The following is a 26,965-nucleotide window of genomic DNA, read 5'->3' on the forward strand; positions in this document are numbered from 1 at the left end:
CGTTCGTGCCCATGACCAACGACATCGCGTACTCACACGACGACGAGGGACTCCTCCGCCAGCCCATCGGCTACTGGAGCTGGGCCACCTACAAGGCCGTGGTGCCATTCATCCGGGAGGGCCTCGCGGGGCTGGGCCTGACCCAGCCCCAGTGGTGGATCCTCAGCCAGCTGGCGACCTCGCCCGACGGCCGCGAACTGCCAGAGCTGGCCGCGTTCCTCAGCGGCTACCTGGACACCGGGGCACCGGGCATCGAGAGCGCCACCGCCGAGCTGGCGCGGCGGGGACTGGTGGAGACGGACGACACCGACCGCGTGCGGATCACCGGACCGGGGCGGACGCTGTGGCAGGAGGCGGCGGAGTTCCAGCGGGAACGACTCGCCGTCATCCACGACGGCGTCACGGACGAGGAGTACGTGGCGGCCCTGAAGGTGCTGCAACGGATGATCCACAACACGGGCGGCCGCTTCTGGCACCACTGACCGGCTGCCGCGCGGGAGTGCCGCTGCCCTGCGGACCGGCCCCGTGGGCCGGCCCCGTGGGGTCAGACGCCCGCCGTGGACAGCTTCGCCGCGAATCCGAGGAACAGCGCGCCCGCCGCCGTGGTCGCCCCGGCCGAGAGCCGACGGCGACTGCGGAAGAGCTGCGCGAGCCGCGAACCGCCGAAGATCAGCGCGGTCAGATAGAGCCCGCTGGCGAGCTGGAGGCAGGTGCCGAGCACCAGGAACGTCACGGCCGGGTACGCGTACGAGGGGTCGACGAACTGCACGAAGAAGGAGATCAGGAAGAGGATCGCCTTCGGGTTCAGCAAACTGATCACCAGGGCCCGCCGGAACGGCCGCTCCCCTGCCGGGGCGGCGACCGCGTCCCCGCCGGGCGCCTCCTCAGCACCGGAGTCCCGCCCCCGCCACATCGCCCAGGCGGCCCTCAGCAGCCCGATGGCCAGCCAGGCCAGATAACCGGCACCGACGAACTTCACGATGCCGAACAGCACCGGGTTGCTCTGCAACAGCGAGGCCGCGCCCGCCGCCGCGAGCACCATCAGCACCAGGTCACCGGCCCACACCCCGGCCGCCGCCGCGTACCCGCTGCGCACCCCGCGCCGCGCCGCGACCGACAGCACGTACAGGGAGTTCGGCCCCGGCAGCAGAACGATCAGGATGAGGCCCACGAGGTAGGTGGAGAGGTCTGTGACACCGAGCATGAGCCGGAGTGTCGCACGAAACCAGCACTACGTGATAGGGGCATCTATCCCCTCCGTCCACCCGCCCGCCGCCCTCGCGTTCCGGTGACCGACCCCCCACTGTCAGTGGCGGCCCGTAGATTGGCGGGGACGGTGGCGTGCGGGCCGCCGTGGCTGTCTACGGGACGGGCGGGGGCTGGTTGCGGATGGGGTATGGGGGACCGGTTCGGAACGCGGAGGAAGGGTTCGCGCGGGCTGAGCAGCTGGTGCGGGAGTGCCGGGATTCGGGGAGCACCGTCTTGGCGCTGGCTGGTCTTGGTCTGACCAGGCTGCCTGAGTCACTCGGGGAGTTGACGGGCCTCCGGCGGCTGAGGGTGACCAGAGCGAATCTCCACGAGCTACCAGAGTGGCTGTGCGAGATGACCAGCTTGCAAGAGCTGCATCTCCTAGCCTGCGGACTGCGTTCCCTGCCGGAGAGGTTCGGCCGGTTACGACGGCTGACTATTCTGCGCCTTCAGGACAACAAGCTATCCGGTCTCCCTGAAAGCTTTGACCGTCTTGACCGGCTCAGACTTCTAGACCTAGATGGCAACCAGCTCACGTCATTTCCTGCTTCGTTGACCAAACTCAGCAGCCTGTCGCACCTCTACCTCGATAGGAACAACCTCCGCTCCCTCCCTGCGTCACTCAGTCGGCTCCGCTTCCTCGAAGCTGTGGCTGTATGGGGGAACCCCCTCACCACCCCACCGCCCGAGATCGTAGCGGCGGGCACACCGGCCATCCTCACCTTCCTCCGCGACCTGGACGAGGACCCCGTCCGCCAGTGGTCGTCCAAGGTCGTGGTGGTCGGAGAGGGCCGGGTCGGGAAGACCTCGTTGCTGAAGGCGCTGCGCGGCGAGGTGCACGACCCGCAGGAGGACAGCACGCACGGGCTGACCGTCAGCGAGCTGTGCCTGCCGTACCCCGGTCCGCCGCCGTCCCCGGACGAACCGGTCATCATGCGACTGGCGACCTGGGACTTCGGTGGCCAGGAGATCTACCACGCCACGCACCAGTTCTTCCTCACCGACCGGTCGCTGTTCCTGTTGCTGTGGGACGCGCAGATCGGGTGGGAGGCCAGCAAGCTGCACTACTGGCTGGACATGATCAAGGCACGGGCCCCGCACGCCCCGGTGCTGCTGGTGGCCACGCATCTGGGCCCGCGCCCGCCGGACCTGCCGCTGAGCGAACTGCGGGAGACCTACCCGGAGCTGGTCATCGGCAGCCTGAGCGCGGACAGCGCGAGCGGACAGGGCGTGGACGAGGTCCGCGAGCGAATCCGCCAGGAGGTGGCGAAGCTGCCACTGATGGGCGCCGCCTGGCCCCGCACCTGGCTGCGCGCGGCGGACGCGGTGCGGGCCCACCCCGAGCAGCACGTCACACCGGAGCGGCTGGCCGAGCTGCTGGCCGGGGCGGGCGTCCGGGAGCCCGCGCACCAGTCCTCGCTGACCGCCGCCCTGCACAGCCTGGGCGATCTGCTGCACTACCCGGACGACGAGGAACTCGCCGACCTGGTGGTACTGCGGCCCCAGTGGCTCACCGCCTACATCAGCCGGGTACTGGACTCCGAGGAGGTCCTGAACGCGGGCGGGCTGTTCCAGCACACGTACGGGGAGACCCTGTGGCAGGACGTCGAACGCCGACTGCGCCGCCACTTCGTCCGGATGATGGAGAACTTCGACCTCTCGTACCGGACGGAGGACCGGACCGCGAGCCTGGTGGTGGAGCTGCTGCCCTGGGAACCGCCCGCCGGGCACCAGCGGGAGTGGGACGCGTACGGCGGCGGCCCCGGGCGGCGCGAACTACGGCTCCGCTACCGGCTGCACACCGTCCCGCCCGGCATCCCGACCTGGTTCATCGCCCGGGAGCACCGCTTCTCGACGCCGGTGCGCTGGCGGTCGGGAGCGCTGCTGCGGCACCAGGACGGGGAGCACGCGGCGCTGATCACCGTGGACCGGCACGCCAAGACGGCGGAGCTACGGGTGCGCGGCCCGTACCCGCAGGACTTCTTCGCGGTGCTGAAGGACGGGTTCGAACAGACCCTCCAGCGCTACCCCGGTCTGGACATCACCCGGCTGGTGCCCTGCCCGCATGCCGACCGGGACGGCCGCCCCTGCGCCCATGAGTTCCGGCACGAACAACTGCTGGCCCGGCTGGCGATGGACCCGCCCCGCGAGCGGATCGAGTGCCCGGAGCACCTGGACGACGTGCGGGTCTCCGTCCTGCTCCAGGGCATCGAACCGTCCGGCGGCGACGAGACCCAGCGCATGCTCCACCAGCTCATCGGCCTCCAGCAGGAACAGAACGCCGCGCTCGGCGCCGTACTCGCCCAGCAGCAGCGGGAGTTCCTGCACTCGCTGCGCCGCGAACGGTCCCGCAACGAGGTGCTGTGCCCGAGCCTGGTGTGGGTGCGACGGGCCTCCCGCCGGGAGGCGGGACAGGCGCTGCGTCCCGGCGAGGTGTTCCAGCTGCACCTGTGCTGCGAGGCGCCCGGCGAGTGGCATCTGCTGGAGGGCGTGGAACCGTACGCGCTCCCGGCGCGCGGCGAGTTCACCAAGACGGTGCTGCCGTACGCCCACCGCACCCTGCGGGCGCTGCGGTACGTGGCGCCCGTCTTCGGCGCGGGCATCAGCGCCGCCTCCGAGGACCTGGGCAAGGCGATGAAGGACGACGCGGACCTGATGAAGGCGCTGCTGGACGGGGTGCCGGAGGAACTGCGGCGGGGTCTGGACGAGACGGGGGCGCAGTCGATGACGCACGCCGAGGACCACGCGGCCTACCGCCGGATGCACGCGCTGCTCAAGGAACTCGACCCGGCGGAGGAGTGGGGCGGGCTGAACAAGGTGACCACCCCGGAGGGCCCCACGTACTGGCTCTGCGCGGCCCACGCCCGCACCTACGACCAGGGCTCCCGGGCCGTCCCGACGTCACCGTCCCCGGGACCGCCCGCCGTCCCGCTCCCCCCTCCCCGGAGCGGTGGCACCGCCCCGGCCGGGCCGATGACGCCACGGACCAGCCAGTGACATCACGGGCCGACCGATGACGTCACGGACCGACCGATGAGGGCCATCCCCGACGAGGGGTCAGAACCGTTCGGCGGGTTCGTAGGTGCCCCAGACCTCGCGCAGCGCCCCGCAGACCTCGCCGACGGTCGCGCGGGCGCGCAGCGCGGTGCGCATCGGGTAGAGGGTGTTGGCGGTGGTGGACCGGGCGGCGTCCCGCAGTTCGGCGAGGGCGCGGTCGACGGCGGTCCCGTCGCGTCCGGCGCGCAGGGCGGCGAGGCGTTCCGCCTGGCGGGCCCCGATCGCCGGGTCGACCCGGAGCGGCTCGTAGGGCTCCTCCTCGTCGAGGACGAAGCGGTTGACCCCGACGACGACCCGTTCGCCGGAGTCGGTCTCCCGGGCGACTCGGTAGGCGACGCGTTCGATCTCCCCCTTCTGGAAGCCCCGTTCGATGGCGGCGACGGCGCCCCCCAGGTCCTCGACCCGTCGCATCAGGGCGGTGATCTCTTCCTCCAGGTCGTCGGTCATCCGCTCCACCGCGTACGACCCGGCGAAGGGGTCGACGGTGGCGGGCACGTCCGTCTCGTGGGCGAGGACCTGCTGGGTGCGCAGGGCGAGCCGGGCGGCCTTCTCGGTGGGCAGGGCGATGGCCTCGTCGAACGCGTTGGTGTGCAGGGACTGGGTGCCGCCGAACACGGCGGCGAGGGCCTGGACGGTGACCCGCGCCAGATTGACCTCGGGCTGCTGCGCGGTGAGCTGGACGCCCGCCGTCTGGGTGTGGAAGCGCAGCATCAGGGACTTGGGCTCCCGGGCCCCGAACCCGACCCGCATCAGCCGGGCCCACACCCGCCGGGCGGCGCGGAACTTCGCGACCTCTTCGAGCAGGGTGGTGCGGGCGACGAAGAAGAACGACAGCCGGGGCGCGAAGTCGTCCACGGCCATCCCGGCGGCGAGGGCGGCGCGGACGTAGGCGAGCCCGTCCGCGAGGGTGAACGCGATCTCCTGCGCGGGCGAGGCCCCGGCCTCGGCCATGTGGTAGCCGGAGATGGAGATGGTGTTCCAGCGGGGCAGCTCCGCCCGGCAGTAGCGGAAGACGTCCGAGGTCAGCCGGAGGGAGGGGGCGGGCGGGAAGATGTAGGTGCCCCGGGCGATGTACTCCTTGAGGACGTCGTTCTGGACGGTTCCCGTCAGCCGGTCCCCCGCGACGCCCCGCTCCTCGGCGACCAGTTGGTAGAGGAGCAGCAGCGGGGCGGCGGGGGCGTTGATCGTCATGGAGGTGGAGACCCGGTCGAGCGGGATGCCGTCGAAGAGGGTCCGCATGTCGTCGACCGAGTCGACGGCGACGCCGACCTTGCCGACCTCCCCGGCGGCGATCGGCGCGTCGCTGTCGTACCCCATCTGGGTGGGGAGGTCGAAGGCGACGGACAGCCCGGTGGTGCCGTGCTCGATGAGCCGCCGGTAGCGGGCGTTGGACTCCTCGGCGGTGCCGAAGCCCGCGTACTGGCGCATGGTCCAGGGCCGTCCGGTGTACATCGTGGGGTGGACGCCCCGGGTGTAGGGGTACGCGCCGGGCGCCCCGAGCCGTACCTCCGGGTCCCAGCCCGTGAGCGCGTCCGGCCCGTACACCGGTTCGATGGGCAACCCGGACTCCGACTCACGCACCACCGCATCCGCACCTTCCACGAGGACCGTCCGCCCCTCCGTCTGCTGCTGCCAGCATGCGCGGCACCCCCGGAATCCGCGCGACGGTCACGGCCACCCGGCGGGGACACCGGGGCGGTACGGGCGCCCTCCCGCCCGGGGAAAAAGCGCGGGCGCGACGGTCACGGTGTTCCTACACTGAGTGAATGGACCCTGTTTCCGGGGGCGAAGGGGGACGACCCGGGACGGAACCGCACGAACCCCGGCGCGAGACATGAGGGGCGGAAGACGTCCGGACGGCGGCGGGCACCGGCTTCGAGGGGGAGAAGAGGACCCGGGAGACGGGCGCGGAGGCCGGTGTACGGAAGGTGCACGTAGGCGCGGGCGGGACCGGGGGAACATGTCCCGCCCGCGCCGGTGGCGCCGAGCCGTAGGTACGGGGGGAACCCCGGCTCGCGCAGGGCCGATGACCAGTCGGCTCACTTGATACTGCGCCATCTCTCGGCAAAACGTCACACCTGGCGGAAAATTTCTCCACCTTGACGAGAACCGTGCAGGTCAGAAAGGGCCTCGACCGGACATTCAGGACTAAAGTCCCGGTTCGGCGTGGCCGATAGTCATGCGTTCACCCGTCCCGCCCACCCCTCTCACGGGGTTTCCGGGACCTCCGGGCCGCATGGTTCAGGGGAAGGCCACCCACCAGGGGGCCGCCGCACCGGGACCCGGCGCGGACGCCGTCGGTCCGCTCGGCGCGGTCGGCCCGGCCGGTTCGACCGATCCGGCCGGGGCGGCGTCCGCCGGGGGTACGGGACGGGGAGACGGAGCGGTTCCGGCGGGGCGACCCGCCCCCGCCCCGCCACCGCTCCCGTTCCCGTCACCGCCCCGGCGAGGGCCTTTTCCCGGGGGCCCACCACCGTTCCCGTTCCCGGCTCCCGTGCCGTTCCCCTGGCCCTGGCCGTCGCCCTGGCCGTTCCCGTTCCCGGTGCCGGTACCGGCGCCGTTCCCGCCACCGCCCCGGTCCTCGCCGCGCCCCGTCCCCGCGCCCCGGTCGCCCTTATCGTCTTTGCCGTCCTTGCCGTCTTTGTTGCCCTTGTCGCCCTTGCCGGTCTTGCCGTGGTCGTCGTCCTCATGGCCGTGCCCGTCCCCGTCGTCGGGACCGCCCTGGGCGCCGCCCTCGCCGTCCTCGTCCGGGTCGCCGTCCCCGTCGACGGCGTCGGACCCGTCGTCATCCAGGTCGTCCTCGGCGTCGTGCCGGGCCAGGACCCGCGCGCAGAACCGGGACACCCGGTCGGCGCCCCGGGCCGCCCGTTCCAGCCAGCGGGTCTCCTCGGCGTCCAGAGTGCCCGCCCGGTGCTCCCGGCAGGCGTCGACCGTACGGGCCGTGTCCGGCTCCCGGGCCGGTTCCGAGGTGCCCTCCTCCGAGGGCACCCGCTCCCCGCCCACGGTCGGCGGACGGGAGGACGGGGGCGGCGACCCGGACTCCGTGCCCGCCGTCGCCTCCCCGCCACCACTGGACCGGGCGGGCGACGGGGTGCGGACGGAGCCGGGCGGCGCGGAGATGGAGGGGGCGGCCCCGCCGGGAGGCTCCGCCACGGCGGAGGGGGGATCGCGACGGTCGTCGAAGGGCGTCGGCAGCACTCCGGTGCCGGTGGCGACCGCGACCCCGCCGATCATGCCCGCGGCGAGCACCGCCGCGATCGCGAACCGCGCCGGGTGGGCCCAACGCGCCGGACGCCGCCCCGGCACCCGCCCGGGGACTCCGATGCGCACCGTGCCGAGCACCCGCGCGTCCGTGTCCACCGGGGCGGCGGCGTCCGCGCCCCGGAAGGAGCGGGAGGCACGGTACGCGGCCAGCGCGGCCTCCTCGCCGAGCGGCTCCACGGCGGACCGGGCCGCCACGCCGTCCGGGCGGGCGGGCGAGGCGAAGCCGACTCCCGGAACGACCTCGCCCGACACACCGGGCCCGCCCAATGCGCCGGGTACGCCGGGCGCGCCGGGTGCGCCGAAGGGACCGAACGGGTCCGAGGAACCCGCCCGGCGGAACGGGTCGATGGAACCGGGGCGGGTGGGGGCGCCGGAGCCCCCGGTGGACGGGCCTGAGCCTGAGCCGGGACCAGAGCCGGTGGACGGGTCTGAACCGGAACCGAAGACGGAACCAGAGCCGGTGGACGGGCCTGAGCCGGTGGACGGGCCGGAAGCGAAGCCGGTGGACGGGCCCGAGCCGGAAGCGGAGGGAAAGGTTCCGGGAAGCGTGCCGGGTGGGCGCCGGGTGTCGTCCGCCAGTTCGTCCAGGAGCCCGGCCAGCCGCTCCGCGCGGTCGCGAAAGCGATCGTCGACGTCCTTCAGCGGCTCTCCCCGCAGCAGGCGCTCCGCCACCTCGCGGTCAAGCCACCGTTCCTGCTCGTCGGGCATCACATGTCCTTCTGCGTCCGCGTTCGCGAATGCGTCACACCGGCGGACAGGCCCGCGCGCGCCCGGGGGCGGCGGGGGCGGGGCACCGCGTCGAGGCGTCCGGAAGGGGCCGGGTCATCCTCTTCGGGCTCGTCGCCGAGCAGTTCGGCGAGGCGCTTGAGCCCCCGGTGCGCGGCGGTGCGCACGGCGCCGGGGCGTTTGCCGAGGGTCCGCGCGGCGGTCTTCGCGTCGAGCCCGACGACGACCCGCAGCACCACCGCCTCGGCCTGGTCCTGCGGCAGCCGCGCGATCAGCGACAGGGTGCGGCTGGTGGCCAGCGCCTCCATCGCCTCGTCGGCGGTGTCCGACTCGGCGGGCTTGCCGGTCAGCTCGCTCTCGTCCGCGCCTATCGCGGGGCGGCGGCCCCGCATGCGTATGTGGTCCAGCGCGCGGTTGCGGGCTATGCGCGCCGCCCAGCCCCGGAACCGGTCGGCGTCCCCGCTGAACCGGTCGAGGTCGCGCGCGATCTGGAGCCACGCCTCGGAGGCCACGTCCTCGGCGTCCGGGTCGCCGACCAGCGTCCGGACGTATCCCAGCAGCCGTGGATGCACCGAGCGGTACACCGTCCGGAACGCCTCGTCATCCCCGTGCTGAGCCGCAAGCACCGCGGCGGTCAACTCCGCGTCGTCCCCCAGCACTCAACGCACTCCCTCTTCGCGCCTGGACCGACGCCGCTTCCGCGGAGTCGGCAGGTCACCGTCGTGGTCTTCCCGTCAAATGGTTGCGGCCCCTGAACGGCCGCGGACATCGATGGCCCGCACTCGGCGCGAAAAGCACGCTACGGCCTGAAATGCGTCCACGTCCATGTTTGTACAAGGCGCAACTACCGCCCGGAAGAGTGGGGTGTGACACAAAACGAGCCTCCGGCGCAGTACTAGGTACGGGCCGCCGCGCGGCCCGTGCCGTGCGGCGACCGGGGCCTCTCCTGTGGGGGGTGGCGGCCCCGGTCGTTGCCTTAGGGCATCCGCGCCGGACGGGACGCGGACGGGATTCCGTCCCCTCACCGGCCCCGCCACCTCGCGGTTCCCCCGCTCTTCCCCGTCCCGCTCCGGACCCGTTCCACGCCCCGGCCCGACCGGTCGGACCCGCACCCGGACGCCCCGGAGCGCACCCCCGCCGACCCGGCCGCCCCGGCGTCCGCGAGCGGCCCCCGGCGCCGGACGTCGACGCCCGGTGCCGGACGCCTCCTCGGACACCCCCGGGAACGACGGTCGTGAACCGGCCATTCTCCGGCGGGGCGGCCGAACCCGTCCGCAAGCCGTCCGACCCCTCAGTTCCGGCCACGGGCCCGCCGGGACACCACGGCCCTCAGCACCCGTCGCCCCTCGGTGGTCACCGCGTGGGCCTGACGCAGCCCCCCGGTACCCCGCGCGGCGAGGACCTCCAGGACCGCGGCCTGACGGCGCAGTTCGGCGGCGGCCAGCGGGGGCAGCTCACCGTCGGGGCCCGACTCGGCGCCGTCCGCCCCGTCCGGCCCGTCCGCCCCGCCGCTCCCGTTCACCGAGTCGTCACCGCCCGGGTCACCGCTGTCGGCGTCGCCGCTCTCCGGCGTTCCGCCGCCGTCACCGGCCCCGGTACCGTCCGCGCCGCCGGAGTCGCCGGAGCCGGAGGTCTCGGAGCCCTCGGAGCCACCGGAGCCTTCAGAACGCCCGGAGCCGTCGGAACCGTCGGAACCGGTCACCCCGGTGCCCGGCCTGGCGGCCGGGTCGAGCAGCAGATGGATCCGGAGGGCGGCCGCCGAGCAGTCGTCGGCCCAGTCCCGCAGCGCCCCGTCGGACGGGGTGCCGCCCTGGAGCTTGTCGGGGAGCGCGGCGGGCGCGGCGGCCAGCATCCCGAGGGCCAGCCGTCCCGCCTCGTCCTCGGTGGCGCACACGCCCCCGTCCCCACCGGCGGCCCCCTCGGTCAGCGCCTCGCGGACCCGGTCGACCCGCTCCCCCCACTCCCCCGCGTCGCCGCCCACGCCCAGCACCGCCCACAGCGGGCGCAGCAGTTCGTCGTCGCCGCCGAGCAGCGGCACACAGCGGTCGAGGCAGGCGAGGCCGCTCACGGCCAGCCCCCGCTCGTCCGCCCCGGCTATCAGTTCGACCAAGCCCATGACGCCTCCCGTCACCACCCGCGTGGCGCCCTTCCGTGGCGTCCGCACTTGTCCTTTCTGCGTACATAGCGCCGTCGGCGTCACAGCCGCACCACCCCGAGCCTTTCCAGGAAGCGGAAGAAGAGTTGTTCGGCCGACGGGTCGGCGGGCGCGGCGAGCACCTCGGCGAGGGGTCCGGCGGTCACCGTCACCCCCGCTTCGGCGGCCCAGACCACGGCGCGGGCCGCCGCGTCGGCGGGCGCCAGGAAGTAGTCCTCCAGGGCGCGTTCGTCCGCGCCGAGGCGTCCGGCCGTCGCGGCCCGGTCCAGGCAGGTGGTCCAGCCGCCGCTCTCCGGGGCGGCCGCGTCCACCACCGCGCAGGCGCTGTCCATGACGTATCCGAAGAGGGCCGGTGAACCGGTCTCCCGCGCGAGGGCGTTCATGCTGCCCATCGCCGTGCCGTCGGCGCCGCCCCGGCACTCCCAGACCTGCCAGCCGTCCGGGCGCCGCACCAGCAGGCTCAGCTCGCCCCGGACCCCGGCGAGCGCCTCCGCGCCGTCCAGGGGTGTCGACCCCCGGCCCACGACGTAGTAGCCCCAGTGGCCCATCCGGCCGTCCCCCCGTCCCCGAGCGTTTCCCGCCAATCACGGGCGTTGACCAGATCACCACACCCCCGGGCCCGCGCGCCACCAAAAGCGCGGTTTGTTGAAAGTCGACCGGACCGACCCGGCCTCCGGCCCGGGTCACGCCTCCGCCGACCGCACCGTTTCGCCCCGCTTCCTCCCCTTACGCTCCGCGTGACGGGGTGCGCCGCCCGTACGGCGATGATCGTTTAGAAGGAACGCCGTTGTGCCGACGGCCGGGTACCGCATCCGCGCGAGACGAACGTGTACGCGCCAGATTCCGGCCGCCGCCCGGCCGGAGGACGCCGCCCGGCCGGAGGACGGGAGCCGGGGCGAGGGCCAGCGGCCTGGGCCTGGGCAAGGGCCAGGGGCCTGGGCCTGGGCAAAGGGCCAGGGGCTAGGGCAAGGCGCCGGGGAGACGGTTCAGTCGATCCGGTCCGCGAGCCGTACGAAGTCGTCCCACGTCAGCGGCGGACGGTCCGGGTCCCACAGCTTCTGCGCGGTCGCCCGCAGCGGCATCCGGAGCCCGGCCGCGATCTGCTCCCGGGTCTGGGCCCCGGGCAGATCGCCCCAGAGCGCGAAGGAGCCGCCGAGGATCTGCCGGTCGTAGCGGCGGTCGACGGGCCGGGTGCCGCGCACCACCAGCGGCGTCCACTCCTCGTAGATCCGCCGCCCGGTCGGATAGCTGAACTGGTTGGGCTCGCCGAGGACGTAGTAGAGGTACTCGTCGTTGTAGTTGACCAGGTCCCGGCCGGTCTCCAGGTACTCGACGGGCTCCCGGGCGCCGATCTCGGTGCCCGTCCAGTACGCGGTCTCGATGTCGGCGGCGGGCTGCCGTCCGCCCCGGAAGAACCCGTCGTTCCAGGCGCGCGGCTGACGCCCCAGACGGCGCACGGTCTCCGCGCGGTCGTCCACCCAGCCGGTGGCGAGGTCCCGCACGGTGGCGTCCGGCCCGTACCGCTCGCGGGCCGCCGCCGCGAGCTGGGGGTAGCGGGCGGCCGGGTCGCGGCTGAAGAGGGCCGGGTACTCGTCGCCCCCGAGGTTCCAGTACGGGCCGGGGAACAGCTCCGCGTACTCGCGCAGCAGCTCGTCCACCATCCGCGCGGCCCCCGGCAGCGAGATGTCCACGGCGCCCCGGGGGCCGCCGCCGTCCGTGCCGCGCAGCTGGAGCCCGGGATGGGCCGCGATCACCGCCCCCAGGTGGCCGGGCGAGTCGATCTCGGGGACCACCTCGATGTGCCGGGACCGGGCGAGCGCGACGATCCGGCGGACCTCCGCCTTGGTCAGGTGCTCCCGGGACACCACCTCCGGATGGCGGTCGGAGGCGATCCGGAAGCCCTGGTCGTCCGAGAAGTGCAGCCCCAGCTCGTTGAACTTGAGGTCGCCCAGCTCCCGCACCCGGTCCTCGATCCAGCGCGCCGGGAACGGCTTGCGGGCGACGTCCAGCATGAAGCCGCGCCGGGGCTTGGCGGGCTCGTCCCGGACCACGCCCTCCGGGGCGGCGCCCGTGTCGCGGACCGTCTGTATGAGGGTGCGGGTGCCGTAGAACACCCCGCGCTCGGTACGCCCCTCGATCCGCACCCGGTCGTCCCGGACGGTCAGGACGTACGCCTCCGGGCCGCCCGTCCCGCCGAGCGCCAGCTCCACGTCACCGGGTCCGGCCGCCGCCCGGCCCCCGTAGCGGAGCCCCAGTTCGTCCGCCGTCAGCCGCCCCTCGTCGGCGAGCGCCCCGGCGGTGACGACGAGGGCCCGCCCCGGCGCGGGCCGCCAACCGGGACCCCGGGCGGCGGTGTGTTCCCGCACGGCGGGGATGGCGCGCGGAGCCTCGGAGAACGGATGGGTCGCGCTGGGGCGCGGGCGGTCCGGGGCGGACGTGGCGGGGGACGCCGCCGGGGAGTCGGCGGCGGGGGTGGCACCACCCCGGCCGTCGCCGTCGCCGCGCGGCCACAGGGTGACGAGGAGCGCGGCGGCCGTCCCGAGGACGGCGAGCGCGGCCACCCACGCGAGGACGGCACCGCGCCGGGCGCCCCCACGGCTCCGGCGGCTCCGTCCTCGCTGGCCGCGCTGGCCTCGCCGGCCGCTCCAGCGGGGCGGTCGTCGGTGCTGCCGGGGCCCGTTGCCCGTACCGTCGCCACCGCCACCGCCACCGCCACCGGAACCCGGGTTCCCGTCCACGCCGTCCCCCGCTCTCCCGCCCGGGCCGCCGCCCGGAGCGCCGGTCGCGCCAACGCCGGTACCGCCACCCGGGCCACCGCCCGGACCGCCGCCGGTGCCTTCGGCCGCACCGCCGCCGGTACCGCCGCCCGGACCGTCGCCGTCCGTACCGCCGCCGTCCGTCCTACCACCGTCCGCGCCGCCATCGGGTCCGCCGCTCATCGCGTGACCCGGGCGCCCGGTGAGGCCGCGCCCGCCCGTGACGCCCCCCGTGCCGGTGGGGCGGACCGCGCCGACGGAACCGGCCCTGTGACGAGAACCCACCCCGCCGGTGGAACCCACCGCGTTGACGGACCCCTCCTCACCGTCGGGACCCTCACGCGCGAGGTCCCGGCCGGTGGAACGGGACGGCCCGACGGAACGCGTCCGGCCGACGGGATCCGCCTCACCCACCGGGGCCGGGGCCCGGCCCCGGCCCGAGCACCGACCCCGTCCCCGTCCCAGTCCCCGACCCCGACCCCGGACCACGGCCGAGGAGCCCGAGCACGCTCACCAGCCGCACCACGATCACCAGGCCCGGGCCCGGGCGGCAGCCAGGAGACCCGGGCACCGGACCCGGCCCGAACCCGGTCCCCGAACCCAGCACCAGTCCCGGAGCACGCCTCGTCCATGCGTACGACCCTCTCCCGCCCCCGGGTGAACCGCACCTCCGGGCGCGTCCTTGTCATCAGGCCCGTGACCACGCGGTCAGCGACGACCGGCGGCGCGCGGCGACACGCGCCCCGGACGTGCCGCCGACGGTGCCCACGTCACCCCGGCGTCACCAAACTCTTCCGTCCGGGTGAAATTCGCGCATCCGTCGGACGCCCCCGGACGACGGATCGCTAGCGTGGCCGCACAGACCTCACCCGTGCCGACCGCATCACCCGGCACAGTCGCCGACCCCGGACGTCACCGTCCCACCGGCCCCGCCGTCCACACGCCGCCTGCTCACCAGGGAGCCACGCTGCCCTCGTACGGGTCACTCCGACCGCCCGGCCGCGCCGCCCTGCCCCCTCGGCAGCGCACGCCCGCCACGGCCGGACCCGCCGCCCTCCCGTCCGCCCTCGGCTGGTTGAACGCCGCCGCCCCGGACGCCGCCCTCGCCGCCCTCCTGGGCTGCTGCGGCAGCCACCGCTGGGCCGCCCGGCTCGCCGCCCACCGCCCCTACCCGGACCTGGGCGCCCTGCTCGCCGCCGCCGACGAGGCCGCGTTCGACCTGACGCCCGCCGACCTCGCCGAGGCGCTCGCCCGGGAGACCCCCACCGAACCGACGGGATCCGGCCGCCCGGGGTACTCGGCCGCGCGGACCGCGCTGAGCGCCGCGCACGCCGCCTACGAGAGCCGGTTCGGCCACGCCTTCCTGCTCTGTCTCGACGGCTGCCCGCCCGACGAGGCCCTCGACCGGGTGCTCACCGCGATCCGCGCCCGGCTCGGCAACGACCGGGAGGACGAGCGGGCGCTGACCGCCGACGAGCTGCGCCGCATCGCCCGGGGCAGGCTCACCCGGCTGGCCCCCGCCCCGCCCCTGGGCCCCCGCCCGCGCTGACCGGCACGGACCGGACCGCGGTGCCGGACCGGACAGCCGGACAGGACAGCCGGCCCGGACAGCCGCGCGGCCGACGGCGGACAGCCGGACGGGCGGACGGGTGGACGGCCCACCGCCGGACCGGCACGGACCGGAACCGACCGGTCGGGTGCCGGGAAGACGGAAGTGGAAAACAGGCGGCAGGCAAGAGAGAACGGGCAAGGGCAACGGGAACGGGAACGGGAACGGGAACGGGAAGCAGGCAACGGTGAACGGCGACGGGAAACAACCGACGGCGAACACGGACAGGACACAGAAGGGACACGGAAGGGCAGCGCGGCACCGGGGACACCCCTCATCCGAACCAACCACCCCACATAACCCCAAAACCCACCCAAACACCCCACCCGCTCATCGGATCACCCGCCCGGAACGAGCGGAAGGCGTCCGGAAAGCCACCCGAAAGCCGACCCGATAGCCCGTACGTACCAGTTTGATTGCCTGTTTGATCACACCGCCGGGCCCCGCGTGAACGTTCCGACAACTCGTCGCTACGATGGCCGGGGCCGGTGGACCGTACCCGGCCGGGCCAGACCGACACCCCAAGCCGGCAGGCCCTGATCCCCGCTCCCGGAGGGTTCTTCCGTGCCGGCTGGAACGCTGTACCGCGGCCGGGAAGGAATGTGGTCCTGGGTGGCTCATCGAGTCACCGGCGTCCTCATCTTCTTCTTCCTGTTCGTCCATGTGCTGGACACCGCTCTCGTCCGTGTCTCCCCCGAGGCGTACGACAAGGTCGTCGCCACCTACAAGACGCCCCTCGTCGCGCTGCTGGAGTACGGCCTCGTCGCCGCCGTGCTCTTCCACGCGCTGAACGGTCTGCGGGTCATCGCCGTCGACTTCTGGTCGAAGGGTCCCCGCTACCAGAAGCAGATGCTGTGGACCGTCGTCGGCATCTGGGTCGTGCTGATGGCCGGGGCGCTGTACCCGGTGCTCGGCCACGCCGTTCGTGAAGTCTTCGGGAGCTGACGCACATGTCGACCGATCTCTCCGCACAGTCCGGCCCGTCCGGCGTCGGCGCCGTGGAAGGCCCCGCGCCCTACAGCGCCGAGAACCCCGCCCCCGTCATCGAGGCCCCCCGCAAGCGCACCGGCAAGACGCCGAAGTCGACGCGCGGGAACTTCGAGCTGTACGGGTGGCTCTTCATGCGCCTGTCCGGCATCGTGCTGGTCGTGCTCGTCCTCGGGCACCTGCTGATCCAGCTGGTGCTGGACGGCGGCGTCTCCAAGATCGGCTTCGCCTTCGTGGCGGGCCGCTGGGCCTCGCCGTGGTGGCAGACCTGGGACCTGGTGATGCTGTGGCTGGCGATGCTGCACGGCGGCAACGGGCTGCGTACCGTCATCAACGACTACGCCGAGCGCCCGAACACCCGACTGTGGCTGAAGGGCCTGCTCTACACCGCCACGGTGTTCACGATCCTGCTGGGCACGCTGGTGATCTTCACCTTCGACCCGAACATCCGCTAGGCACGGGGCTGAGGCAACCACCATGAAGATCCACAAGTACGACACCGTCATCGTCGGCGCCGGTGGCGCCGGAATGCGCGCCGCCATCGAGGCGACGAAGCGCAGCCGCACCGCCGTGCTGACCAAGCTGTACCCCACCCGCTCCCACACGGGCGCCGCGCAGGGCGGCATGGCCGCCGCGCTCGCCAACGTGGAGGAGGACAACTGGGAATGGCACACCTTCGACACGGTCAAGGGCGGTGACTACCTGGTCGACCAGGACGCCGCCGAGATCCTGGCGAAGGAGGCCATCGACGCCGTCCTCGACCTGGAGAAGATGGGCCTGCCGTTCAACCGGACCCCGGACGGCACCATCGACCAGCGCCGGTTCGGCGGGCACTCCCGCAACCACGGCGAGGCCCCGGTCCGCCGGTCCTGCTACGCGGCGGACCGCACCGGCCACATGATCCTCCAGACGCTGTACCAGAACTGCGTCAAGGAGGGCGTCGAGTTCTTCAACGAGTTCTACGTCCTCGACCAGCTCATCACCGAGGTCGACGGCGTCAAGCACTCGGCGGGCGTCGTCGCGTACGAGCTGGCCACCGGCGAGATCCACGTCTTCCAGGCGAAGGCCGTGATCTACGCCTCCGGCGGCACCGGCAAGTTCTTCAAGGTCACCTCCAACGCGCACACCCTCACCGGCGACGGCCAGGCGGCCTGCTACCGGCGCGGGCTGCCGCTGGAGGACATGGAGTTCTTCCAGTTCCACCCGACCGGCATCTGGCGGATGGGCATCCTGCTGACGGAGGGCGCCCGTGGTGAGGGCGGCATCCTCCGCAACAAGGACGGCGAGCGCTTCATGGAGAAGTACGCGCCGGTCATGAAGGACCTCGCGTCCCGTGACGTCGTCTCCCGCTCCATCTACACGGAGATCCGCGAGGGCCGGGGCTGCGGTCCCGAGGGCGACCACGTCTACCTGGACCTCACGCACCTCCCGCCGGAGCAGCTGGACGCCAAGCTCCCGGACATCACGGAGTTCGCGCGGACCTACCTCGGCATCGAGCCCTACACAGACCCGATCCCGATCCAGCCGACCGCGCACTACGCCATGGGCGGCATCCCGACCAACGTCGAGGGCGAGGTGCTCTCGGACAACACCACCGTCGTCCCGGGCCTGTACGCCGCCGGCGAGGTCGCCTGCGTCTCCGTGCACGGCGCCAACCGGCTGGGCACCAACTCGCTCCTGGACATCAACGTCTTCGGGCGCCGCGCGGGCATCGCCGCCGCCGAGTACTCGGCCACCGCCGACTACGTGGAGCTGCCGGAGGACCCGGCGCGGCTCGTCGTCGACCAGGTCGAGCGGCTGCGCGCCTCCACCGGCACCGAGCGGGTCGCCCAGATCCGCAAGGAGCTGCAGGAGACGATGGACGCCAACGTGATGGTGTTCCGCACGGAGCAGACCATCAAGACGGCCGTCGAGAAGATCGCCGAACTGCGCGACCGGTACAAGAACGTCTCCGTGCAGGACAAGGGCAAGCGGTTCAACACGGACCTGCTGGAGGCCGTCGAGCTGGGCAACCTGCTCGACCTGGCCGAGGTCATGGCCGTCTCCGCGCTGGCCCGCAAGGAGTCCCGCGGCGGTCACTACCGCGAGGACTACCCGAACCGCGACGACGTCAACTTCATGCGCCACACCATGGCGTACCGCGAGGTCGCGGCCGACGGCACGGACTCGATCCGTCTCGACTACAAGCCGGTCGTCCAGACCCGCTACCAGCCGATGGAGCGTAAGTACTGATGGCAACCCCCGTACTCGACAAGGTGGAGGCCGAGGCCGCCGCCTCGCACCTGATCACCGTCACGTTCCGCGTCCGCCGCTTCAACCCCGAGGTGTCGGCCGAGGCGACGTGGGAGGACTTCCAGTTCGAGATCGACCCCAAGGAGCGGGTCCTCGACGGCCTCCACAAGATCAAGTGGGACCTGGACGGCACCCTCACGTTCCGCCGCTCCTGCGCGCACGGCATCTGCGGCTCGGACGCGATGCGCATCAACGGGCGCAACCGGCTGGCGTGCAAGACGCTGATCAAGGACCTGAACCCCGAGAAGCCGATCACGGTCGAGCCCATCAAGGGCCTGACGGTCCTCAAGGACCTGGTCGTCGACATGGAGCCGTTCTTCCAGGCGTACCGGGACGTCATGCCGTTCCTGGTCACCACCGGCAACGAGCCGACCCGTGAGCGCCGCCAGTCGGCCGAGGACCGCGAGCGGTTCGACGACACCACCAAGTGCATCCTGTGCGCGGCGTGCACCTCGTCCTGCCCGGTGTTCTGGAACGACGGCCAGTACTTCGGCCCGGCGGCCATCGTCAACGCCCACCGCTTCATCTTCGACTCGCGCGACGAGGCCGGGGAGCAGCGGCTGGAGATCCTCAACGACAAGGACGGCGTGTGGCGCTGCCGCACCACGTTCAACTGCACGGACGCCTGCCCTCGGGGCATCGAGGTCACCAAGGCGATCCAGGAGGTCAAGCGAGCGCTGATCACGCGCCGCTTCTGACCCACCCCCCGACCGGGCGGCCCGCCGCCGCCCGGTCCACCGGTTCCCGCAGTTCCTGAGGGCCGCCGCACCTGACCGGGTGCGGCGGCCCTTTCGTGGTCGGGGGGGGGCGGCGGGCGTCTCGTGGGGCGGGGGCCGGAGCGACCGGGCCGGTCCCGGCCTGCGGTTCCCTCACTTCCAGCACGCCGACGCACCAAGCGCTCAGCGGGAAGCTCACCGATGGCCGAGGTACCCGTGAACAGACTCAGGGACGTCTTCGAGCCGCTCATGGCGCGGGTCCCGGCCGACCCAGCGGGGTCTATTGATCTATTTCCCCGAACAATCGAGACGCCCGGCCATTGAGCGTCCCACACCAGGAACTTACCGAACCCCTCACTCGATTCAATCTATCCGCGTGAGGAAGTATCGCTCGCTGGAATCGTATAGGAGGCAGCGAGACTCTCATCGAAGAACACGATCAACTCGTTGGGCATATACACGAACCCCTCCCCCTCGGCCGCACCTAGAGCAACAACCAAACTTGACCTGTTGGAGAATGCAAGGCGGTAAGCCCACGGCATTTCTGGACAACCTTCATTGGGCACGTGCCAGGCAGGGCTGATTTCTGTAACATCTACCCCAAGGAACCTTCCCCAATCAACATGGCCACTCACGTCGATAGCGTCCCCAGGCAAATCGACGTCCGACTCTCCAGGTTCCCTGAGTTCGATCGCCATCCCTTCACTGAGGCCATCCATCGCCCAGGACAGGGACAGAACAGCCCCGTTGGCCATGACCAGATCAACAGCCATGTCGACTTCATGAGCACGATCCTCCCTGTGCCCTTCGGGCCAGGTTTCCCCCTGCAGCGCTGCGTAGCGGACCGCGCTCACAGGCACCCCTGCGATCGCACCCCGAAGGCCAGCGAGACTGGCGTCGCCGTGCACCTTTGCATCCCACGGCTTGATTACCAACATCTCTAGTACCGCCCGAAGTATTGAAACTGCCCGTTTGCGTCAAAGGTCGCGCCGATCCCGCGCCCACCAGCAGGGTCCGGCATGATGTATCGCGTTCCACCCGCGAAATTTCCGGAATTAACGGCAGCCATAGCAGTTTGCGGATTGGTTAGAATGTCGTCCACCAAATCCTGCCCGGCATTCTTCAATTCTTTGCCGGGAACCACAGGAAGATCGCCGCGGTTCATATGCTTCTGATATTCGCGCCCTGCATGGGTCGTCTTCCCCTTGGCTGGACGCATTGCACTCTGCGAAAGCGCGTCCAGATCAGGACAGCCTCCGGAGTTATGCACGAGCACGGGAGTCTCGCCCGCCAGCACATAGTACGTATGCAAGTCGTCAACCGTCAGGTTGTACGTCTTCGCGTGCCGGGTGAACGGGCGGTTGTCCGTGACGATGACCGTGTCGCCCTCGTCGGTGAGGAGGGTCATTCCCGCGCCGAGGTCACGGGCGGTGATCCACTCGTCCTGCGAGGGGGACCAGAACGGGTGCTCGTGGGTGGCGATGAGCCTTTCCACGCCGTCCTCGGTCCCGATGGACAGTTCGTTGAAGTGCTTGTCGTCCTCGGTCCTGATGAGGCGGGTCACCGTGCGCGATCCGGCTTCGCCGGTCTCCGGGTCCCTGGCCCGCACCTTGTCACCGAGTTCGATGGCCTCGATGTCCTTGGTGGTGCCGTCCGCCATGAGAACGTCGGTGCCTGCCAGGAAGCACTTGCAGGAAGGGCCCGCGCCGCGACCCGAAACCTTATTGGGGGGCAATGGGCCGCCTGGCAGCCTGGGGCCGCCGTTCTCATACAGCCCGAAGGCGGACATGCGCCCGAACTCAATACCCTGGAAAGAATTCCGCATCTGCTTCGAACAGCCGACGTAGCTGTACACGAAACACACGTTCACAGCAGCTGCGAGGGTCTGGGACGCGGTGGATTCCCCCGTCACGTCCTTCCGCAGCTCTTCGTTGAAGGCCTTGTTCCAGTCCTTCGCCTGCTGCGGCGATGCCGCCTGGGTATCGACGAATTGACGAACCATAACGCGAGCCCTGCGTGCCTCTTCACGGACGACGCCGATGTACCCGTCCTGCTGGACGCTGGTTCCACAGCTGTAGTAACAGCCTCCACTGCTGACACCATGGGCAGGGATGCCCACGGTGCCCTTCGCCCGCTTCCTACCCGTCTCCTTGGGGTGCGGCTCGCTCTGGCCGTTGCCCGCGTCGATGTACAGGCCCGTGGGGTCGCTGGAGCTGACGGGGGTGTTGTTGGCGTACGCGTAGCCGTTCATCTGGAGCGGGTCGGCGAAGTCGATGATCGGGTCGGCGGATATGAAACGGCCGGTGGACTGGTCGTATTCGCGGGCGCCGATGTGGGTGAGGCCGGTGGTCTTGTCGTCGATGCCGACGCCGAGGAAGCCGCGCTTGTTGGGCCAGGTGGTGGGCTGGGGGCCGCGGGTCTCGCCGTAGGGCTTGGCGGCGCGGCGGGTGACGGGCTGGTTGCCGGTGAGTTCGACGGTGGTGTTGGCGGTGCCGAGGTGGTCGGTGATCAGGGCGCTGCGGGTGTGCGCGGTGGTGGAGCCGTTGTTGGTGGTGCGGACGACCGAGGGTGCGCCGGGGTGGGCGTAGGTGCGGGAGGCCCGGGTGATGGTGCCGGTCGCGTTGGTGGTGAGTTCGGTCTCGCCGAGGTAGAGGGTGGAGCCGGTGGAGGAGTTCTCCAGGAGGCGGTTGCCCGAGGCGTCGTAGACGTAGCGGGTCGTCGTACCGGAGCCGCTGTCGGTGATGGTGTCGAGCTTGTTCTCCTGCGTCCAGTCCAGTTGCTGGGTGGTGTCGGGCAGGGTGCGCGTCCTGGTGTTGCCGTGGACGTCGTACGTGTAGGCGCCGGCTCCGCCGGAGGACGCGGTGACCGAGGTGAGGGTGTGCGGCTGGACCGTCTGCGCGGGGGCCGTCCCGTTGCCGGGCACCTGCTTGCCGTAGCGGTAGGCGCGGGTGATCTCGTTGGCGGCGTTCGCCGGGTCGCGCTCGGTCATCGTGGCGCGGTTGCCGATGGTGTCGAAGGTGAACGACTGCCGGTAGGCGGTGGCGCCGGTGGAGACCGTGCCCGTGGCGGGCGCCGCTGTGGCGAGGGACGCGGTGACGCCGTCGCTCTGGCCCCCCGACGCGGAGGCGTCGGCGACGGGACCGCTGGAGGGCGCCCCGTCCGCGCGGTAGCCCCAGTTCGCTCCGTTCGCGGCCCGGCAGCCCGTGCCCGTGCCGTCCGGCGCGACGCTGGAGGTCCAGGCGTGGACGACCTGGCGCATCCGGTCGTGGGTGAAGCACTGGTTGTCCCAGCTGGAACCCGCCGCGTCCCGGAGCTGCCGGGCGTGCGAGGTGACCGCCCCGGTGGCGTCGTACGAGTAGTAGCCGTCCGAGACGCGGTGCGGGCCCGCGGTCTCCCGGTCGGTGACCGTGCGCTGGAGCCGTCCGGTGTAGCGGTCCACGAAGTTGGTGGTCCACAGGCGGTCCGGCTGGGAGCCGGAGACCGCCCGCAGCACCTCCCCCATCGGGGAGTAGGTGACGTCCGAGGTGTACCAGTGGAGACCGGCCGTCGATTCGGGCAGGCCGTCCGCGTTGTAGCGGGTGACGACCTCCTCGGCGGCGAGGCCGCCCTTGGCCGGCAGGGTCACCGAGTGGGGCTTGCCGGTGGGCGTGTAGGCGTACCCGTAGGTGTAGGTGCCGGACAGGCCGGTGGTCATGGGGTTCGACGGGATGACGGTCTGACGGCCGGTGGGCCGGTACTCGGTGTCGTAGCCGGTGACCCGGTCGACGTAGTCGCCGTTCGCGGTGTGCCGGATGGAGGAGGCGGGGTGGCCGAGGGCGCCCGCCGGGTCGAAGGTGAACTCGCGGACGGGTTCGGCCGTCGGGGAACCGTGGCGGACCTTGGTGACGCGGCCCAGTTCGTCGTACTCGGTGTGGGTCGCGCGGTTCGCGGCGTCGCGGACCGAGACGGGCCGGTCGGCGTCGTCGTACTCGGTGCGCGTGGTGCCGGTGTCGGGGTCGGTGGTGGCGGTCAGACGGCCCCGGGCGTCGTGGGTGAAGGTCCAGGCGTTGCCGTCAGGGTCGGTGACCTTGTCACGGTTGCCCCGGGCGTCGTACGCGTAGGCGGTGGTCCGCCAGGCCGTCAGGTCGTCCTTGGTGAAGTGCTGGACGGCGGTGACCCGTCCCAGCGCGTCGGTGTGGGTGCGGGTGGTGGGGGCGGAGTCGCCCGCCGGGTCGACGTAGGTGCTGGTGGGGGTGTACTTGGTGACGGTCTGGTACCGGTGGCGGCCCTGTTGGACGATCTCCCGGCGCACCCGGTCCAGACCGTCGTAGACGATCCGCGTGGTGCTGGGTATCAGGGTCGGGGACAGGGCCTTGAAGAGGTCCGTGTCCGGCTCTCCCTTGGCGAGGTACCCGCCGGTCCGCTCACGGACGAGACCGCGCTCGTCGTACTTGGTGTCGGTGACGATCCGGCCCGGTCCATGGGCCTCGCTCTGGGTCTGGATCGGACGCAGCAGACCGTCGTGCAGGGTGATCTGCTCGCTGTAGCCCCCGTCGTCCTTGAGCGAGCGCACGGTGACGGCGGCCGGTGAGGTCTTCGTCGGGGTGGCGACGGCGGCCTGGTAGGAGATCTCGACGTTCGGGGACCTCCCGCCCGAGGAGCGGGAGGGGGACCAGCCCTTCACGAGCCGTCCCAGCGCGTCGTACTCGGTCCGGGTGACGCGGCCGTTGGCGTCGGTGACCGTCAGCGGGAGGCTCCGGCCCGGGTCCAGGGTGGTCACCGTGGCGTGACCCTTGGCGTTGACGGTCTTGGTGGAGGTCACCGGACCGCCCGTGTCGCCGGGGGTGTACTGGGTCTCGGTGGTGCCCTTGAGGGGTTCGGTCACCTTGCGGGGACGGCCGAGGGGGTCGTACGTGAAGGTGGACGTGACGGAGTGGGCGGTTCCCGCGCCGTCGACGGTCGCGACCGACGTGGCGTCGCCCTTGGTGGGGGTCGCCCCGTACGCGAGGCCGTCGTAACCGGTGCGGACGGACGAGACCAGTTCGGTGGCCGGGTCGGCGGTCGCGGCCCCCGCGCAGGAGGTGGCCGTGGTCCGGACCTCCTTGGGCAGTCCGATGAGCCAGTCGGCCGTGTTGTGGACGTACGACGTCTTGGTGCAGGTCCGGTCGGAGAGGGTCTCGCCGCCGCCGGAGGCCGGCTTGACCACGGCGGTCTCGGACTCGACCGGCAGGCCGTAGAGGTCGTCGACCTCGGTGGTGGTACGGACCGCCTGCCAGGCGCCCTGCTCCAGGTACTGGACGGAGTCGGCGCGCCGGATGCCGGTGCGGTACGCCTTGAGCGGGGGCAGCGCGGTGCCGCCATTGGCCTCGCGGGCCCGGGACGCCGTCTCCTTGGACCACGGGTGGAACCGGTCGCGACGGACCACCTCACCGCCCGAGTGGGCATAGGCGACGCTCTCGGCGGTCATCCCCGCGTACTGCTGTTCGTCCTTGCCGACCACCTTCCCCTCGGAGTCCTTGAGGTCTCCGCCGGTGCCGACGTAGAAACGGCGCAGGGACAGGGAATGGGAGTGGGAGTCCCCCATCAGGGAGGGCGACTCCTTGCTGCCCTTGGTGACGCCGACCTGGCGGTAGCCGCGCCAGTCGCGGTAGGTGCGCAGGGCGGTGGACTGGAACTCGTCGTCGGACCGGGACCAGGCGGGTTCCCGGTAGGAGTACCGGGTGTGGACGGGTGCGCCGTGGGTCGCCACCTGACCCGTCTCGGTGACGGATTCGACCACGTACTTGTTGAACCACGCCTTGGCGGGACGTTCCACGTCACCGTCAGGGGACCAGCGGACCGGGTAGCAGGTGCCGTTGTCCTGGCCCTTGTCCGTGGCGGGTTCGGTCCGGCAGCCGCCGGTGTACTGGACGGACACCGTGCCGCCGCCCTCGCTGACGACCGTGCCGACGCGGGGCCGGTAGTACGGGGGGCGCTCGTCCCGGCCGGACTTGGCGACCAGGTTGCGCATGCCCTTGTCCCTGAGCCACTTCAGCGAGGACTGCGAGCCGACGGTGTACGGGACGAACCGGACGCCACCGCTGGACTGGAGGGTCCCGGTCGTGTCGCCGGGGGCGAAGCCCCGGCGGGTGACCGCGTCCAGCCAGAGTCCGGGCGCCGCGCTGTACAGGTCCTTCGGGAAGGACTGCTGGAGGGCGTACGTGTCGACCTTCTGGAGGGTGGTCCCGCCGGAGCGGTGCCCGTAGGTGGTGATCTCGGAGAGCCGCAGACGGCTCCAGAAGGAGGGGAAGGACGCGCAGAAGTCGGAGGCGGCCTTGCAGTTGAGGTTGCCGGGGGTGTCCCACCAGGCCCGGTAGGCGCCCGGGTCGTCGGTCTGGTCGAACTTGGCGGGGGCGCAGACGGCGGCCGAGTCGAGGCAGCGTTCGGCGACGACGAAGTCCACCTTGGCGGAGGGCTTGGTGAGGTCGGATGTCCGCATGCCGTACTCGATGTGGTTCGGGTAGGCGGCCCGGTCGTACGCCTCGGGGGTCTTGGTCTTCCCGCGCACGGCGTAGTGGTTGGTGGACTGCTGCCAGTCGATCACCATGGCGTTGCCGTGGACGTCGACGACCTTGTCCAGGCCCCAGCGCCACGCCTGCTGCTTGCCCGCACCGCAGCGGGAGTCCGCGAAGGAGGCCGCATAGCACGGTTCGCCGGGGTGGTTGCCGAAGACGGGGGCCGTGGAGACCGAGTCGGTGTCCGCGTGACCGCCGCCGACCTTGTTCAGGCCGAAGTAGTGGACCGTACCGTCGGAGGTGGTGACGACCCAGTACTCGCCGTTGTCGTCGCCGTTGCCGCCGCCGACCCGTCGCTCGACGCGGGTGCCGTCGTCGACCTGCGGACGGTAGGTCTCGGTGGCCGTCTCGGGGTCGCTGCCCACGGGCGCGTCGCGCACCAGCTCGGTGGTCTTGCCGCCGAGGGACATCACGGCGTTGTACGAGGTCCAGCAGAGGTCGCTCGTCTTGTCCTTGCCGGCCGTGTTGTTGGGGGTGCGCGGGTTCGCCGCGCCCGGGTCGAGGGGCTTGCGGTCGTCCTCGCAGCTCCGGTAACGGCGTTCGATGTGTCCCGGGTCGTAGCCCCAGCCGTCGCCGATCCACGAGGCCTGGGGGGAGGTCACCGAGGTGTGGCCGTCGACGGTCTGGGAGTTGTACCCGAGGGCGACGGACGGGGACGGCCCCGCGGGCGGCGCGGGGACGGCGATCGGATACGACCAGCTGAAGGCCCCGGAGGAGCCGCCCGCCTCCCAGGCGCCCACGGCGCTCAGCGGGGTGGCCTTGAAGGAACCGCCCTCCCCGGTACCGGAGTCGGCGGTTCCGAGGACGGCCACGTCGCCGCCCGCCACCGCGGAGGAGTATCCGGCGGGCACCACTCCCCCGGCCTTCGCGGTAGCCGGGGAGGAGGCCGAGGCACCCGCGGGAGGTGTGGCACCGCCGTCGGAGGCGGTGTCCACGGTGGCGGTCAGCGAACGGGACAGCGAGTCGTTGGCCGTCTCCAGCGGCTCGTACTGCCGGCACGCCTCCTCGGTGGGCGTGGTCAGGTAGCACTCGGGGAACTGGACGAGCCGCAGCCGGGACGCCCAGCCCGCCCCGTAGAGGTTCTCGAAGCGGCTGTAGTCGAGCTTGACGCGCACCGGGACGGACCCGGTGGACGGCGCCCGGACCGTGAAGACCGTGCCGTCGACGCCCGCCGACACCGGGGCCGTCGGGCTCTCCACGGCGACCTGCCAGACACCGGTGGGCGCGGTCTGGCCCGGCGCCTGACCGAGGCTCACGGGCAGGGACCCGGCCTGGACGGGCGGCGGTGGCTCGGCGCTCGCGGGGCTCACGGCACTCGCGGCGCCGAAGGACGCGGGTGCGGGCCCGGAGGAGCCGAAGCTGACGGTTCCGGTGCCCGCCGCCGGGGGCGTCACCGTCCCCGTCGGAGCCCGGTGCGGTGGGGGCTCCACCTCGACCTCCAGCGACAGCGGGGAAAGGTCGGCCCGGGCTCCCCGCACCGGGGTTTCCCTGTCGAGGCGTTCAAGGGTGAGGGTGTCCCGTCCCTGCACCTCACCGGTGGTGGGGACCGGCGGCAGGGCGAACGCCGTGGCGGGCAACAGCCCCATGAGCAGCGCGGCGCTGACCGCCGGGACGACGGCGAG

At 72.1% G+C, this 26,965-nt stretch carries 16 protein-coding genes and 1 pseudogene; 8 read left to right on the forward strand and 9 right to left on the reverse strand.

Translation table 11 applies throughout. The annotated features are described in order from the left end of the window. Nucleotides 1-23: 23 nt before the first annotated feature. Nucleotides 24-482, forward strand: a complete 459-nt coding sequence (locus ACVWNX_RS12310; protein ID WP_454414732.1) for a MarR family winged helix-turn-helix transcriptional regulator — start codon at nt 24-26, stop codon at nt 480-482. Nucleotides 483-544: 62 nt separating this feature from the next. Here the strand turns inward: ACVWNX_RS12310 and leuE are convergent, their stop codons facing one another. Continuing rightward, on the reverse strand, nt 545-1,204 hold the full coding sequence (leuE, locus tag ACVWNX_RS12315; RefSeq protein ID WP_454413958.1) for a leucine efflux protein LeuE: 660 nt from the start codon (nt 1,202-1,204) through the stop codon (nt 545-547). A 398-nt stretch (nt 1,205-1,602) separates the two neighbouring features. On the opposite strand from leuE, the pseudogene ACVWNX_RS12320 reads away from it, so the two are divergent. Both ACVWNX_RS12320 and ACVWNX_RS12325 read left to right on the forward strand, forming a co-directional pair. Next, a pseudogene (locus ACVWNX_RS12320) lies at nt 1,603-1,770 on the forward strand (leucine-rich repeat domain-containing protein); the annotation flags it as partial. 126 nt (nt 1,771-1,896) lie between these two features. Beyond that, a complete protein-coding gene (locus ACVWNX_RS12325; protein ID WP_454414733.1) occupies nt 1,897-4,245 on the forward strand; it encodes a COR domain-containing protein in 2,349 nt (782 codons plus the stop codon). 60 nt (nt 4,246-4,305) lie between these two features. Here the strand turns inward: ACVWNX_RS12325 and ACVWNX_RS12330 are convergent, their stop codons facing one another. The 6 genes from ACVWNX_RS12330 to ACVWNX_RS12355 form a co-directional block, all read right to left on the reverse strand. Then, entirely contained in the window at nt 4,306-5,889 is a 1,584-nt protein-coding gene (locus ACVWNX_RS12330) for an acyl-CoA mutase large subunit family protein (RefSeq protein WP_454413959.1), read from the reverse strand. A gap of 657 nt (nt 5,890-6,546) precedes the next feature. Next, a complete protein-coding gene (locus tag ACVWNX_RS12335; protein ID WP_454413960.1) occupies nt 6,547-8,277 on the reverse strand; it encodes a serine/threonine-protein kinase in 1,731 nt (576 codons plus the stop codon). Next, nucleotides 8,277-8,954 carry an RNA polymerase sigma factor gene (locus ACVWNX_RS12340; RefSeq protein WP_454413961.1) on the reverse strand — a complete coding sequence of 226 codons (678 nt, stop codon included), beginning with the start codon at nt 8,952-8,954 and terminating at the stop codon, nt 8,277-8,279. The genes ACVWNX_RS12335 and ACVWNX_RS12340 overlap by 1 nt, the downstream gene beginning before the upstream one ends. A gap of 632 nt (nt 8,955-9,586) precedes the next feature. Next, nucleotides 9,587-10,411 carry a hypothetical protein gene (locus ACVWNX_RS12345; protein ID WP_454413962.1) on the reverse strand — a complete coding sequence of 275 codons (825 nt, stop codon included), beginning with the start codon at nt 10,409-10,411 and terminating at the stop codon, nt 9,587-9,589. 80 nt (nt 10,412-10,491) lie between these two features. Beyond that, nucleotides 10,492-10,998 carry a hypothetical protein gene (locus tag ACVWNX_RS12350; RefSeq protein ID WP_454413963.1) on the reverse strand — a complete coding sequence of 169 codons (507 nt, stop codon included), beginning with the start codon at nt 10,996-10,998 and terminating at the stop codon, nt 10,492-10,494. A 438-nt stretch (nt 10,999-11,436) separates the two neighbouring features. Beyond that, nucleotides 11,437-13,011 carry a beta-N-acetylhexosaminidase gene (locus ACVWNX_RS12355; protein ID WP_454413964.1) on the reverse strand — a complete coding sequence of 525 codons (1,575 nt, stop codon included), beginning with the start codon at nt 13,009-13,011 and terminating at the stop codon, nt 11,437-11,439. 1,066 nt (nt 13,012-14,077) lie between these two features. On the opposite strand from ACVWNX_RS12355, the gene ACVWNX_RS12360 reads away from it, so the two are divergent. The 5 genes from ACVWNX_RS12360 (at nt 14,078) to ACVWNX_RS12380 (ending at nt 18,792) form a co-directional block, all read left to right on the forward strand. Next, on the forward strand, nt 14,078-14,755 hold the full coding sequence (locus ACVWNX_RS12360) for a 2-oxo-4-hydroxy-4-carboxy-5-ureidoimidazoline decarboxylase (protein ID WP_454413965.1): 678 nt from the start codon (nt 14,078-14,080) through the stop codon (nt 14,753-14,755). 624 nt (nt 14,756-15,379) lie between these two features. Further along, nucleotides 15,380-15,760: a succinate dehydrogenase, cytochrome b556 subunit gene (gene sdhC / locus ACVWNX_RS12365; RefSeq protein ID WP_454413966.1), complete on the forward strand. Its 381-nt coding sequence runs from the start codon at nt 15,380-15,382 to the stop codon at nt 15,758-15,760. 5 nt (nt 15,761-15,765) lie between these two features. After that, nucleotides 15,766-16,257: a succinate dehydrogenase hydrophobic membrane anchor subunit gene (locus ACVWNX_RS12370; protein ID WP_454413967.1), complete on the forward strand. Its 492-nt coding sequence runs from the start codon at nt 15,766-15,768 to the stop codon at nt 16,255-16,257. A 22-nt stretch (nt 16,258-16,279) separates the two neighbouring features. After that, nucleotides 16,280-18,034: a succinate dehydrogenase flavoprotein subunit gene (gene sdhA, locus ACVWNX_RS12375; protein ID WP_454413968.1), complete on the forward strand. Its 1,755-nt coding sequence runs from the start codon at nt 16,280-16,282 to the stop codon at nt 18,032-18,034. Continuing rightward, complete coding sequence (locus ACVWNX_RS12380) at nt 18,034-18,792, forward strand: succinate dehydrogenase iron-sulfur subunit (RefSeq protein ID WP_454413969.1); 759 nt, start codon at nt 18,034-18,036, stop codon at nt 18,790-18,792. Before sdhA ends, ACVWNX_RS12380 begins: the two co-directional genes overlap by 1 nt. 386 nt (nt 18,793-19,178) lie before the next feature. On the opposite strand, the gene ACVWNX_RS12385 is transcribed toward ACVWNX_RS12380, so the two are convergent. Then, entirely contained in the window at nt 19,179-19,583 is a 405-nt protein-coding gene (locus ACVWNX_RS12385; protein WP_454413970.1) for a hypothetical protein, read from the reverse strand. A gap of 167 nt (nt 19,584-19,750) precedes the next feature. Next, complete coding sequence (locus ACVWNX_RS12390) at nt 19,751-26,929, reverse strand: polymorphic toxin-type HINT domain-containing protein (protein WP_454414734.1); 7,179 nt, start codon at nt 26,927-26,929, stop codon at nt 19,751-19,753. Nucleotides 26,930-26,965 lie beyond the last annotated feature (36 nt).

The sequence above is a fragment of the Streptomyces sp. JNUCC 64 genome (assembly GCF_054484115.1).

Bases quoted from the DNA above. Each gene is read 5' to 3' on its own strand.
- ACVWNX_RS12380 (WP_454413969.1), top strand. From the start codon at position 18,034: ATGGCAACCCCCGTACTCGACAAGGTGGAGGCCGAGGCCGCCGCCTCG.
- ACVWNX_RS12390 (WP_454414734.1), bottom strand. From the start codon at position 26,929: ATGGGGCTGTTGCCCGCCACGGCGTTCGCCCTGCCGCCGGTCCCCACC.
- ACVWNX_RS12370 (WP_454413967.1), top strand. From the start codon at position 15,766: ATGTCGACCGATCTCTCCGCACAGTCCGGCCCGTCCGGCGTCGGCGCC.
- leuE (WP_454413958.1), bottom strand. From the start codon at position 1,204: ATGCTCGGTGTCACAGACCTCTCCACCTACCTCGTGGGCCTCATCCTG.
- ACVWNX_RS12385 (WP_454413970.1), bottom strand. From the start codon at position 19,583: ATGGCTGTTGATCTGGTCATGGCCAACGGGGCTGTTCTGTCCCTGTCC.
- ACVWNX_RS12345 (WP_454413962.1), bottom strand. From the start codon at position 10,411: ATGGGCTTGGTCGAACTGATAGCCGGGGCGGACGAGCGGGGGCTGGCC.
- ACVWNX_RS12350 (WP_454413963.1), bottom strand. From the start codon at position 10,998: ATGGGCCACTGGGGCTACTACGTCGTGGGCCGGGGGTCGACACCCCTG.
- sdhA (WP_454413968.1), top strand. From the start codon at position 16,280: ATGAAGATCCACAAGTACGACACCGTCATCGTCGGCGCCGGTGGCGCC.
- ACVWNX_RS12335 (WP_454413960.1), bottom strand. From the start codon at position 8,277: ATGCCCGACGAGCAGGAACGGTGGCTTGACCGCGAGGTGGCGGAGCGC.